A 12,757-nucleotide genomic window follows, 5' to 3' on the forward strand; every position below is an offset into this window, starting at 1 on the left:
CAAGTGATCACCCTTTCCCTCGCCGAGATCGCCGAAATCGTCGGCGGGCAGCCGCACGACATACCGGACCCGGCAGTCACCGTGACCGGACCCGTCGTCATCGACTCCCGCGAGGTCGCGCCCGGCAGCCTGTTCGCCGCGTTCGCCGGCGAACGGGTCGACGGCCACGACTACGCCCAGCGCGCCGTCGAGGCGGGCGCGGCAGCCGTGCTGGCGGCCCGCCCCGTCGGCGTTCCGGCGATCGTCGTGGACGATGTCGTCGGCGCGCTCGGGGCCCTCGCCCGGGCCGCCGTCGAACGCCTCGGCACCAGCGTCGTCGCCCTCACCGGCTCGGCCGGCAAGACGTCCACCAAGGATCTGATCGCGCAGCTCCTCCAGCGCCACGGCCCGACCGTCTGGACGCCCGGCTCCCTCAACAACGAGATCGGGCTGCCGCTCACCGCCCTGAGCGCCACCGCCGAGACCGAGCACCTGGTCCTGGAGATGGGCGCCCGCGGCATCGGCCACATCCGCTACCTCACCGAGCTGACCCCGCCCCGGGTCGGCCTGGTCCTCAACGTCGGCTCCGCGCACCTCGGCGAGTTCGGCAGCCGGGAGGCCATCGCCCAGGCCAAGGGCGAGATGGTCGAGGGCCTGCCCGAGGACGGCTGCGCCGTGCTCAACGCCGACGACCCGCTCGTCCGCGCCATGGCCTCGCGCACCAAGGCCCGCGTCCTGCTCTTCGGAGAAGCCCCCGAAGCGGACGTACGGGGCGAGAAGGTCCGGATGACCCCCGACGGGCGGCCCGCGTTCGAGCTCCACACACCCACCGGGTGCAGCGACGTGACCATGCGCCTGTACGGTGAGCACCACGTGTCGAACGCGCTCGCCGCGGCCGCCGTCGCCCATGAGTTGGGCATGTCCGTGACCGAGATCGCCGATGCGCTCTCGGAGGCGGGCACCCTCTCCCGCTGGCGCATGGAGGTCACCGAGCGCGGGGACGGTGTGACGGTTGTCAACGACGCCTACAACGCGAACCCCGAATCCATGAGAGCCGCACTGCGTGCGCTGGCCGCCATGGGCCAGGCCCGAGGGGCCGACGGGGGACGCACCTGGGCGGTGCTCGGTCAGATGGCCGAGCTCGGTGACGCGTCGCTCGCCGAGCACGACGCGGTCGGACGGCTCGCCGTCCGGCTCAACGTCAGCAAGCTCGTCGCTGTCGGGGGGACAGAAGCCTCCTGGCTGCAACTGGGCGCATATAACGAGGGTTCGTGGGGTGAGGAGTCGGTGCACGTGTCCGACGCGCAGGCGGCCGTCGACCTGTTGCGCAGTGAACTGCGCCCGGGAGACGTCGTGCTGGTGAAGGCGTCCCGGTCGGTCGGCCTGGAGAAGGTCGCCCAGGCACTGCTGGAGAACTCGACCGAGGGCGAGGTCGCCGGCCGATGAGGCAGATCCTCTTCGCGGGGGCCATCGGGCTCTTCCTGACCCTGGTCGGTACCCCGCTGCTGATCAAGCTGCTGGCCCGCAAGGGCTACGGGCAGTTCATCCGGGACGACGGCCCGCGCACCCACGGCAGCAAGAAGGGCACGCCCACGATGGGCGGCATCGCCTTCATCCTGGCGACGATCATCGCGTACCTCCTCGCGAAGATCATCACGGGTGAGGACATCCGCTACTCCGGCCTCCTCGTGCTCTTCCTCATGGCGGGCATGGGCCTCGTCGGCTTCCTCGACGACTACATCAAGATCGTCAAGCAGCGTTCGCTCGGTCTGCGGGCCAAGGCGAAGATGGCCGGACAGCTGATCGTCGGCATCGCGTTCGCGGTGCTCTCGCTCCAGTTCCCCAACTCCATGAACTACACCCCGGCCTCCACCCGGCTCTCGTTCGTCGAGGACTTCGGCTGGTCGATCGGCCCGGTGCTGTTCTGCGTCTGGGCGCTGTTCATGATCCTCGCCATGTCCAACGGCGTGAACCTCACCGACGGCCTCGACGGTCTGGCCACCGGCGCCTCCGTGATGGTCTTCGGCGCCTACACCTTCATCGGCCTCTGGCAGTTCCAGGAGTCCTGCGCCAACGCGGACAACCTGACCAACCCCAGCGCCTGTTTCGAGGTACGTGACCCGCTGGACCTCGCCGTCGTCGCAGCGGCCCTGATGGGCGCCTGCTTCGGCTTCCTGTGGTGGAACACCTCGCCCGCCAAGATCTTCATGGGTGACACCGGCTCGCTCGCCCTCGGCGGCGCGCTCGCGGGCCTCGCGATCCTGTCCCGCACCGAGTTCCTGCTCGCCATCCTCGGCGGCCTCTTCGTGATGATCACCATGTCCGTGGTCATCCAGGTCGGTTCGTTCAAGATGACCGGCAAGCGCGTGTTCCGCATGGCGCCGCTCCAGCACCACTTCGAACTCAAGGGGTGGTCCGAAGTCCTTGTCGTGGTCCGCTTCTGGATCATCCAGGGCATGTGCGTGATCGTCGGACTCGGCCTCTTCTACGCGGGATGGGCAGCCAAGAAGTGAGCACCGTGGACTGGCAGGGCAAGCACGTCACCGTCGCCGGGCTCGGCGTCAGCGGAATCCCCGCGGCCCGCGCCCTGCACGAGCGCGGCGCACACGTCACCGTCGTCAACGACGGCGACGACGAACGCGCCCGCGCGCAGGCGGCCGAACTGGAGGCGCTCGGCATCACCGTGCGCCTCGGCGACGGCGCCACCCTGCCGCCGTCCACGGAACTCATCGTCACCGCCCCCGGCTGGCAGCCGGACAAGCCGCTCTTCCTGGCTGCCGCCGAGGCGGGCGTCCCGGTCTGGGGCGACGTCGAACTGGCCTGGCGCCTGCGCGGCGACAACGGCAGGAAGGCCGCCCCCTGGCTCGCGGTCACCGGCACCAACGGCAAGACCACGACCGTACGCATGCTGGCCTCCATCCTGGAGGCGGCGGGCCTGCGCACCGCGGCCGTCGGCAACATCGGCGTATCGCTGCTGGACGCGGTGCTCGGCGATACGGAGTACGACGTCCTCGCCGTCGAGCTCTCCAGCTACCAGCTGCACTGGGCGCCCTCCCTGCGCGCCCACTCCGCCGCCGTCCTCAACCTGGCCCCCGACCACCTCGACTGGCACGGCTCGATGGAGGCGTACGCCGCCGACAAGGGCCGGGTCTACGAGGGCAACACCGTGGCCTGCGTCTACAACGTCGCCGACCCGGCCACCGAGGACCTGGTCCGCGAGGCCGACGTCGAGGAGGGCTGCCGCGCCATCGGCTTCACCCTCGGCGCCCCCGGCCCCTCCCAGCTCGGCGTGGTCGACGGCATCCTCGTCGACCGGGCGTTCGTCGCCAACCGCCAGAAGCAGGCCCAGGAACTGGCCGAGGTCTCCGACGTCAACCCGCCCGCCCCGCACAACATCGCCAACGCCCTCGCGGCCGCCGCCCTCGCCCGCGCCTTCGGTGTGGAGCCGGCCGCCGTACGGGACGGGCTGCGCGCCTTCCGGCCCGACGCCCACCGCATCGAACACGTCGCGGACATCGGCGAAGTCGCCTACGTGGACGACTCCAAGGCCACCAACACCCACGCCACCGAGGCCTCGCTGGCCGCCTACGACTCCATCGTCTGGATCGCGGGCGGCCTCGCCAAGGGCGCCACCTTCGACGAGCTGGTCACCGGCGCGGCGAAGCGGCTGCGCGGCGTCGTGCTGATGGGCGCCGACCGCGCCCTGATCCACGAAGCCCTGACGCGACACGCCCCGGAGGTCCCGGTGGTCGACCTCGAACGGACCGACACTGGGGCGATGTCCGAAGCGGTCGCGCGGGCCGCCGAGCTCGCCCGGCCGGGCGATACGGTACTGCTGGCCCCGGCCTGTGCCTCGATGGACATGTTCACCAACTACAACAAGCGGGGCGAGGCGTTCGCGGACGCGGTCCGCGCACGCGCCGACGAGAGCGCCTGACCGACCGGGCCTCCGCGCCCGGGGTCACGGGCCCCGGGCACGAGCAGTGGAGGGGACAGCGACAATGCCGGCCGACGAGAGATTCGCCGTACGGCGGGAGAGCGCACGGGCCTCGGTACCCCGCCCTCTCACCGCGGCGCCCGCCCCCGCCGGCGTACCCCTGCCCCCCGGGCTCGCCCTGCGCGGGCGGCTCGCCACCGGCGCCCGGCGCCCCGAGACACCCCGCGGCTCCGGACGCGGCGGGTCCGGCTCCCGTACCCCGCGCACCGGACGCGGCGGCGGACCGCGCCGGGCCTACGAGCGGGCGCGGCGGGCCTGGGACCGGCCCCTGACCGCCTACTACGTGATTCTCGGCTCCAGCCTCCTGATCACCGTGCTGGGCCTGGTGATGGTCTACTCCGCCTCGATGATCAAGGCGCTGGACATCAGCAAGCCCGCGACGTACTTCTTCGGCAAGCAGTTCCTCGCCGCCGTCATCGGGGGCGGGCTGATGCTGATCGCCGCCCGGATGCCGGTGAAGCTCCACCGGGGGCTCGCCTACCCGATACTGATGGTCACCGTCTTCCTGATGGTCCTGGTCCAGGTGCCGGGGATAGGGATGTCGGTCAACGGCAACCAGAACTGGCTCTACCTGGGCGGCCCGTTCCAGCTCCAGCCCAGTGAGTTCGGCAAGCTGGCCCTCATCCTGTGGGGGGCGGACCTGCTGGCCCGCAAACAGGACAAGCGGTTGCTGACGCAGTGGAAGCACATGCTCGTGCCGCTCGTCCCGGTCGCCTTCATGCTGCTCGGACTGATCATGCTCGGCGGCGACATGGGAACCGCGATCATTCTCACGGCGATCCTGTTCGGTCTGCTCTGGTTGGCCGGCGCCCCCACCCGCCTCTTCGCCGGGGTCCTCGGCTTCGCCGCCGTCCTCGCGTTCCTGCTGATCAGGACCAGCCCCAACCGGATGTCCCGGCTCGCCTGCATGGGCGTCAGTGAACCCGATCCGGAGGGCGGCTGCTGGCAGGCCGCCCACGGAATCTATGCTCTGGCGTCCGGCGGATGGTTCGGTTCCGGGCTGGGTGCGAGTGTGGAAAAATGGGGCCAACTCCCGGAACCCCACACCGACTTCATCTTCGCGATCACCGGTGAGGAACTGGGTCTGGCGGGGACGCTGTCCGTGCTCGCCCTCTTCGCGGCTCTAGGCTATGCGGGTATCCGCGTGGCCGGACGCACGGAGGACCCCTTCGTACGGTATGCCGCGGGAGGCGTGACCACGTGGATCACGGCCCAGGCCGTGATCAACATCGGTGCGGTGCTCGGCCTGTTGCCGATCGCCGGGGTTCCGCTCCCGCTGTTCTCCTACGGGGGATCGGCCCTGCTGCCGACGATGTTCGCGGTCGGGCTGATGATCGCCTTCGCACGGGAGGACCCCGCGGCGAAGGCGGCCCTGGCCATGCGGAAGCCCGGGGTGAGATGGAAGACGATGAGACGGCGCGTCAAGAAGCGTTCGTCCGGAGAGCGGTGAATTTCGGTGCATGTCGTACTCGCCGGCGGGGGGACCGCCGGACACATCGAGCCCGCGCTTGCCCTCGCAGACGCCCTGCGCAGGCAGGACCCGACCGTGGGAATCACTGCCCTCGGCACGGAACGCGGACTGGAGACCAGGCTCGTGCCCGAGCGGGGGTACGAGCTGGCGCTCATCCCCGCGGTCCCGCTGCCGCGTAAGCCCACGCCCGAACTGATCACCGTCCCGGGCCGGCTGCGCGGCACCATCAAGGCCGCCGAGCAGATCCTGGAGCGCACCAAGGCGGACTGCGTGGTCGGCTTCGGCGGCTATGTGGCCCTGCCCGGCTACCTGGCCGCCAAGCGCGTCGGCGTACCGATCGTCGTCCACGAGGCCAACGCCCGCCCGGGCCTGGCCAACAAGATCGGCTCGCGGTACGCCCACGGGGTCGCCGTCTCCACCCCGGACAGCAAGCTGCGCGGCGCCCGCTACATCGGCATCCCGCTGCGCCGCACCATCGCCACCCTGGACCGCGCCCGGGTCCGCCCCGAGGCCCGCGCCGCCTTCGGCCTCGACCCCAACCTGCCCACGCTGCTGGTCTCCGGCGGCTCGCAGGGCGCGCGCCACCTCAACGAGGTGGTCCAGCGGGTCGCGCCGCTGCTCCAGCGCTCGGGGATCCAGATCCTCCATGTGGTGGGCCCGAAGAACGAATTGCCGCGCATCGACAACATGCCCGGGATGCCGCCCTACATCCCGGTACCGTACGTGGACCGGATGGATCTCGCGTACGCCGCGGCCGACATGATGCTCTGCCGCGCGGGCGCGATGACCGTCGCCGAACTCTCCGCCGTCGGGCTCCCCGCCGCCTACGTCCCGCTGCCCATCGGCAACGGCGAACAGCGGCTCAACGCCCAGCCGGTGGTCAACGCCGGCGGCGGCCTGCTGGTCGACGACGCGGCGCTCACCCCGGAGTGGGTGCAGTCCAACGTCCTGCCGGTGCTGTCGGACCCCCACCGGCTGTACGAAATGTCCCGCGCCGCCGCCGAGTTCGGCCGGCGCGACGCCGACGACCTGCTCGTCGGCATGGTGTACGAAGCGATTGCCGCGCGCCGCTAGGCGTACGGCGCGATGCGGTGCGGACCCGGGGCGGCTGTCCCGGGTCCGGCGAAGGAGCGAGCGTGGCCGGACCGACGACCGCCCAGCGCGGCGCACTCGGGCGGGCGGACACCTCCGCCCGCCCGCCGCACATCGGCCCCGAGGGGCCCCGGATCAGCCGCCGTGCCCTGCTGATCCTGATCGGCGCCGCGGCCGCCCTGCTCACCGCGTTCGCGATCTGGGCGCTCTACGGCTCCTCCTGGTTCCGCGTCGAGAAGGTCACCACGAGCGGCGTCGAGGTCCTGACCCGCGAAGAGGTGGAAGCGGTTGCCGCGACGCCGGTCGGCGCCCCGCTGGTCTCCGTGGACACCGACGCGATGGAACGCCGGTTGCGCCAGAAGTTGCCTCGTATCGACAGAGTTGATGTCGTTCGGTCCTGGCCGAACGGAATCGGCCTTAAGGTGACGGAGCGAAAGCCGGTCCTTCTGGTCGAAAAGGGCGGGAAGTTCGTGGAAGTGGACGCCAAGGGCGTGCGCTTCGCCACCGTGGACCGGGCGCCGAAGGGCGTGCCCCTGCTGGAGCTGAAGCCCGAACCGTCCGCGAGCCTCCGCCGCTTCGGCGGTGACCGTCTGTTGCGGGAGGCGGTGCGGGTCACCGGCGACCTTCCGGCGGCGGTCGCCAAGGATACCGAGGTCGTCCGGGTCACCTCGTTCGACGCGATCTCCCTGCGGCTCACCCGGGACCGCGAGGTGATCTGGGGCAGCGGCGAGGACGGCGCGGCGAAGGCACTCATCCTCTCCGCGCTCATGAAGGCTGAGCCCAAAGCGGGACAGTTCGACGTTACCGCTCCCACCGCCCCGGCGGTATCGGGCAGTTGACGGGCATTTGTGCTGGCCAGCCCCCTGGTTGGTCAGCGCTACGGGTGATCACATAGGGTGAAAAGAAAAACGGGAGGTTCGGCGTGTTCGTTGAACGTGCGCCACTTGTCGACTTAGTGTCCTGTTCGGAAGAGTCCAGGAAGCAGACACACTGGTAACCCTAAACTTGAACGTTAGGGTTTGGGTCGGCGTTCGGACCGTCCCCATCGACATCAGTCGTCGCCGCGGGGCCACCGCAGAGCGACGACACGTAACTCGAGGCGAGAGGCCTTCGACGTGGCAGCACCGCAGAACTACCTCGCAGTCATCAAGGTCATCGGTGTCGGCGGCGGTGGTGTCAATGCCATCAACCGAATGATCGAGGTCGGCCTCAAGGGCGTCGAGTTCATCGCGATCAACACGGACGCACAGGCCCTGTTGATGAGCGACGCCGACGTCAAGCTCGACGTCGGCCGCGAACTCACCCGGGGCCTCGGCGCCGGGGCGAACCCGGCCGTCGGTCGTAAGGCGGCAGAGGACCACCGTGAGGAGATCGAGGAGGTCCTCAAGGGGGCCGACATGGTCTTCGTCACCGCCGGCGAAGGCGGCGGCACCGGCACCGGCGGCGCACCCGTCGTCGCCAACATCGCGCGCTCGCTGGGCGCCCTGACGATCGGCGTGGTCACCCGCCCGTTCACCTTCGAGGGCCGGCGGCGCGCGAACCAGGCGGAGGACGGCATCGCCGAGCTCCGCGAAGAGGTCGACACCCTCATCGTCATCCCCAACGACCGCCTGCTGTCCATCTCGGACCGTCAGGTCAGCGTGCTCGACGCGTTCAAGTCGGCCGACCAGGTGCTGCTCTCGGGTGTCCAGGGCATCACCGACCTCATCACCACCCCGGGCCTGATCAACCTCGACTTCGCCGACGTCAAGTCGGTCATGTCCGAGGCCGGATCGGCGCTCATGGGCATCGGCTCGGCGCGCGGCGACGACCGCGCGGTGGCGGCGGCGGAGATGGCGATCTCCTCGCCCCTCCTGGAAGCCTCCATCGACGGCGCCCGCGGGGTCCTGCTCTCCATCTCCGGCGGCAGCGACCTCGGTCTCTTCGAGATCAACGAGGCCGCGCAGCTGGTGAGCGAGGCGGCCCACCCCGAGGCCAACATCATCTTCGGCGCCGTCATCGACGACGCCCTGGGCGACGAGGTCCGGGTCACCGTGATCGCCGCGGGCTTCGACGGCGGACAGCCGCCGGCCCGCCGGGAGAACGTCCTCGGTGCGAACAGCACCAAGCGCGAGGAGCCGGCCGCCCCGGCCAGGTCCGCCCCCGAGGCCGCGCGCCCGTCCGGCGGACTCGGTTCCGTACCCCCGCGCGAGGAGAGCCCGGCCCCGGCCGAGCCCGCCCCCGCGTCGGCTTCGAGCGAGAGCGCGCTGCCGCCCGTCTCTCCGCCGCACGTCCCGCCGGCCCGTCCCTACCAGGACACCCAGGCCGAAGAGCTGGACGTACCGGACTTCTTGAAGTGATAGATCAGCACCTGGCGGCAACCGTCACGGGCAGCGCTCACTTCGCCTTCACCGACCGGTGGGGCGGAGTGAGCGCCGCTCCGTACGGCGAACTCAACCTCGGCGGCGCGGTCGGAGACGACCCCGCCGCCGTCGGCGCGAACCGGGAGCGTGCCGCGCGCGATCTCGGTATCGACCCGGCGCTCGTCGTCTGGATGAACCAGGTGCACGGCCGGGACGTCGCGGTGGTGGACGGACCCTGGGGTGCGGGCGTGGAGATTCCGGCCGTGGACGCGGTGGTGACCGCCCGGCGCGGGCTGCCGCTCGCGGTCCTCACCGCCGACTGCACCCCCGTCCTGCTCGCCGACCCGGTCGCCGGAGTCGTCGGGGCGGCGCACGCCGGGCGGCCGGGACTGGTCGCCGGAGTCGTTCCGGCGGCGGTCGAGGCCATGGCCGCACTCGGCGCACACCCCTCCCGGATCATCGCGCACACCGGACCGGCCGTCTGCGGACGGTGCTACGAAGTGCCGGAGGTGATGCGGGCCGAGGTCGCCGAGACCGTCCCCGGCACCTGGTCCGAAACCAGCTGGGGAACCCCGGCGGTGGACGTCACCGGCGGAGTCCACGCCCAGCTCGCCGCCCTCGGCGTGACGGACCGGCACTCCTCGCCGTACTGCACCCGGGAATCGGGCGACCACTTCTCGTACCGCCGCGACCGCACCACCGGGCGGCTCGCCGGATATGTCTGGTTGGACGGATAGGGCATGACGGACCGTAAGGCAGAACTCGCGGCGAATCTCGCACAGGTGGAGGAAAGGATCGTCTCCGCCTGTGCCGCCGCGGGGCGCAAGCGGGAGGAAGTGACCCTGGTCGTGGTCACCAAGACCTACCCCGCGAGCGATGTGCGGATCCTGCATCAGCTCGGCGTGCGCCATGTCGCGGAGAATCGTGACCAGGACGCCGCCCCCAAGGCCACCGCTTGTGCGGATCTTTCGCTGACATGGCACTTTGTCGGACAATTGCAGACGAACAAGGTTCGCTCCGTGACCAGTTATGCCGATGTGGTGCAGTCGGTGGACCGCGCCAAGCTGGTCACCGCCCTCTCCGCCGCCGCGGTGCGCGGGGATCGTGAACTCGGCTGTCTGATCCAGGTCGCCCTGGACGCGGAGAGCGGCGAGCGCGGTGAGCGCGGCGGCGTCGCGCCTGACGGGGTCGAGGAGTTGGCGGCCGCGGTCGACGCGGCTCCCGGACTCCGGCTCGACGGGCTGATGACCGTCGCGCCGCTGGCCGGGGAGTACGCCGGCCGGCAACGGGCCGCGTTCGACCGGTTGATGGAAATCTCATCCCGCCTGCGCGCCGGTCATCCGGCTGCGAACATGGTCTCCGCAGGTATGAGCGGGGACCTGGAGGACGCGGTGGCGGCCGGAGCGACACATGTACGCGTCGGTACGGCGGTACTCGGAGTCCGACCCCGGCTCGGGTAACGTCGCGAAGCAAGTCGGACCACAGCAGAAAATATGGTCATTCCCACTTCTAGCGGGCAGGCCACAGTGGATCGCTGGCACTTGGTGACGAATGCCGATCCACCACAGAGCGGAGGACTCGGAGCATGGCCGGCGCGATGCGCAAGATGGCGGTCTACCTCGGCCTCGTGGAGGACGATGGGTACGACGGCCCGGGGTTCGACCCCGATGACGAATTCGAACCTGAGCCGGAGCCCGAGCGCGACCGGCGGCGGCACCAGCCCCCGCACCAGGTGGAGCGGGAACGGGAGCGCGACCGAGAGCGTGAGCGCGAAAGGGACGAACCGGTACGAGTGGTACAACCACCCGCCCAGCGAGAGCCGGTTCAGCTCCCACCGGAAAGCGTGCGACCCGCCCGGATCGCACCCGTGGCATCCATCACACCTGAACGTCCGAACATGGAGAAGAACGCACCGGTGATCATGCCCAAGGTCGTGTCCGAGCGGGAGCCGTACCGCATCACCACGCTGCACCCCAGGACCTACAACGAGGCCCGTACCATCGGGGAACACTTCCGTGAGGGCACTCCGGTGATCATGAATCTCACGGAGATGGACGATACGGACGCGAAGCGACTTGTCGACTTTGCCGCGGGACTCGTCTTCGGTCTCCATGGCAGCATTGAACGCGTGACGCAGAAGGTGTTCCTGTTGTCGCCTGCTAACGTCGATGTCACGGCGGAGGACAAGGCCCGCATCGCAGAGGGCGGATTCTTCAACCAGAGCTGAGAACACGACACCGGGAACGACCCGGCCGAGAGGCCGGTGCCGGCCGCGAGGCCGGAGCTGACGAGAGCCAGGGGAGAGGGAAGCGCGAGACATGGGCGTCGCACTGGATGTGGTCTATATCGCGCTGATGTGTTTCCTCATCGTGCTGATCTTCCGGCTGGTCATGGACTATGTCTTCCAGTTCGCACGTTCATGGCAACCCGGCAAGGCGATGGTGGTCGTACTTGAGGCCACCTACACTGTCACCGATCCACCGCTCAAGCTTCTGCGGCGGTTCATTCCGCCGCTGCGTCTCGGGGGCGTGGCACTCGACCTGTCCTTCTTCGTTCTGATGATCATCGTCTACATCCTGATCAGCGTTGTGATCAGGTTGTGAGCGATACGGTCTTGCCGACTGCCGACGACTACGTAGAGGTGAAGAAGAGATGCCGTTGACCCCCGAGGACGTGCGGAACAAGCAGTTCACGACCGTCCGCCTCCGAGAAGGCTATGACGAGGACGAGGTCGATGCCTTTCTCGACGAGGTCGAATCGGAGCTGACCCGTCTGCTCCGTGAGAACGAGGACCTGCGCGCCAAACTGGCCGCTGCGACGCGCGCCGCCGCGCAGAACCAGCAGCAGCAACAGCAGCAGGGTATGCGCAAGCCCCCGGAGCAGCAGGACCGCCCCGGTGCGCCCGTTCCCGCCGCCATATCTGGACCGCCGCAGCAGCAGCCCCCGCAGATGGGTCCGCCCCAGCTGCCCGGTGGTGCGCCGCAGCTGCCCGCAGGTCCCAGTGGCCACGGCCCCCAGGGTGGCCACGGTCCCGGTCCGCAGGGCCCGCACGGCCCCGGCCCGATGCAGGGCGGTCCCATGGGTGGCCCGATGGGCGGCCCCATGGGTCAGCACCCCCAGCAGCAGATGCAGCAGATGCAGCCGCCGCAGATGCAGCAGCAGGGGCAGGGCCCCGGTGGCGACAGCGCCGCCCGTGTCCTCTCGCTCGCGCAGCAGACCGCCGACCAGGCGATCGCGGAGGCCCGTTCCGAGGCCAACAAGATCGTCGGCGAGGCGCGCAGCCGTGCCGAGGGCCTGGAGCGCGACGCGCGCGCCAAGGCCGACGCCCTGGAGCGGGACGCGCAGGAGAAGCACCGCGTGGCGATGGGCTCGCTGGAGTCGGCCCGCGCGACGCTGGAGCGCAAGGTCGAGGACCTGCGTGGCTTCGAGCGCGAGTACCGTACGCGGCTGAAGTCCTACCTGGAGAGCCAGCTGCGCCAGCTGGAGACCCAGGCGGACGACTCGCTCGCCCCGCCGCGGACGCCGGCCGCCGCTTCGCTGCCGCCGTCCCCCTCGCTGGCTCCGGCCGGTGCGGGTGCGATGGGTCACTCCATGGGCGGCTCCACCCACGGTGGCCATGGCGGCCAGCAGATGGGTGGCGGTCAGTCGATGGGCAGCGGACCGTCCTACGGTGGCCAGCAGCAGATGTCGCCGGCCATGACGCAGCCGATGGCGCCGGTGCGGCCGCAGGCGCCGCAGCCGATGCAGCAGGCTCCTTCGCCGATGCGTGGGTTCCTGATCGACGAGGACGACAACTGATCGGTGCGCGCTCGTTGAGCGCGTAGCCGTCGGCAGGCTGAGGGCCGGGCCCCGGGATTTCCCGGGGCCCGGCCCTTT

The 12,757-nt window shown here is 70.2% G+C and carries 12 protein-coding genes; all 12 read left to right on the forward strand.

Annotated features, from left to right (window positions below):
* The first annotated feature begins 3 nt into the window (after positions 1 to 3).
* Positions 4 to 1,425, forward strand: coding sequence for a UDP-N-acetylmuramoyl-tripeptide--D-alanyl-D-alanine ligase (locus IE134_RS26475; protein WP_030718952.1), 1,422 nt, complete (start codon positions 4 to 6; stop codon positions 1,423 to 1,425).
* Positions 1,422 to 2,492, forward strand: coding sequence for a phospho-N-acetylmuramoyl-pentapeptide-transferase (gene mraY, locus IE134_RS26480; protein WP_030718955.1), 1,071 nt, complete (start codon positions 1,422 to 1,424; stop codon positions 2,490 to 2,492). Before IE134_RS26475 ends, mraY begins: the two co-directional genes overlap by 4 nt.
* Complete coding sequence (gene murD / locus IE134_RS26485) at positions 2,474 to 3,916, forward strand: UDP-N-acetylmuramoyl-L-alanine--D-glutamate ligase (protein ID WP_189431938.1); 1,443 nt, start codon at positions 2,474 to 2,476, stop codon at positions 3,914 to 3,916. The genes mraY and murD overlap by 19 nt, the downstream gene beginning before the upstream one ends.
* A 64-nt stretch (positions 3,917 to 3,980) precedes the next feature.
* The gene (ftsW, locus tag IE134_RS26490) at positions 3,981 to 5,426 is read left to right on the forward strand and encodes a putative lipid II flippase FtsW (protein ID WP_179892639.1); all 1,446 of its coding nucleotides are present in this window, start codon (positions 3,981 to 3,983) and stop codon (positions 5,424 to 5,426) included.
* Between the two features lie 6 nt (positions 5,427 to 5,432).
* The gene (gene murG, locus IE134_RS26495) at positions 5,433 to 6,521 is read left to right on the forward strand and encodes an undecaprenyldiphospho-muramoylpentapeptide beta-N-acetylglucosaminyltransferase (protein ID WP_030718970.1); all 1,089 of its coding nucleotides are present in this window, start codon (positions 5,433 to 5,435) and stop codon (positions 6,519 to 6,521) included.
* A 62-nt stretch (positions 6,522 to 6,583) separates the two neighbouring features.
* On the forward strand, positions 6,584 to 7,378 hold the full coding sequence (locus tag IE134_RS26500) for a cell division protein FtsQ/DivIB (RefSeq protein ID WP_030718972.1): 795 nt from the start codon (positions 6,584 to 6,586) through the stop codon (positions 7,376 to 7,378).
* Positions 7,379 to 7,654: 276 nt separating this feature from the next.
* Positions 7,655 to 8,878, forward strand: a complete 1,224-nt coding sequence (gene ftsZ, locus IE134_RS26505; protein WP_030718975.1) for a cell division protein FtsZ — start codon at positions 7,655 to 7,657, stop codon at positions 8,876 to 8,878.
* Positions 8,875 to 9,618 carry a peptidoglycan editing factor PgeF gene (gene pgeF / locus IE134_RS26510; RefSeq protein ID WP_030718978.1) on the forward strand — a complete coding sequence of 248 codons (744 nt, stop codon included), beginning with the start codon at positions 8,875 to 8,877 and terminating at the stop codon, positions 9,616 to 9,618. The genes ftsZ and pgeF overlap by 4 nt, the downstream gene beginning before the upstream one ends.
* A gap of 3 nt (positions 9,619 to 9,621) precedes the next feature.
* On the forward strand, positions 9,622 to 10,341 hold the full coding sequence (locus IE134_RS26515) for a YggS family pyridoxal phosphate-dependent enzyme (RefSeq protein WP_030718981.1): 720 nt from the start codon (positions 9,622 to 9,624) through the stop codon (positions 10,339 to 10,341).
* A gap of 125 nt (positions 10,342 to 10,466) precedes the next feature.
* Positions 10,467 to 11,108, forward strand: a complete 642-nt coding sequence (locus IE134_RS26520) for a cell division protein SepF (protein WP_189431940.1) — start codon at positions 10,467 to 10,469, stop codon at positions 11,106 to 11,108.
* Positions 11,109 to 11,199: 91 nt separating this feature from the next.
* Positions 11,200 to 11,484: a YggT family protein gene (locus tag IE134_RS26525; protein WP_018486626.1), complete on the forward strand. Its 285-nt coding sequence runs from the start codon at positions 11,200 to 11,202 to the stop codon at positions 11,482 to 11,484.
* A 49-nt stretch (positions 11,485 to 11,533) separates the two neighbouring features.
* Positions 11,534 to 12,679 (forward strand): DivIVA domain-containing protein, encoded by a 1,146-nt coding sequence (locus IE134_RS26530; RefSeq protein WP_098019079.1) that lies wholly within the window; start codon positions 11,534 to 11,536, stop codon positions 12,677 to 12,679.
* Positions 12,680 to 12,757 lie beyond the last annotated feature (78 nt).

Origin of the sequence: Streptomyces rubiginosohelvolus (assembly GCF_014649875.1) — a bacterium.
In the GTDB taxonomy this organism is placed as follows: domain Bacteria; phylum Actinomycetota; class Actinomycetes; order Streptomycetales; family Streptomycetaceae; genus Streptomyces; species Streptomyces rubiginosohelvolus.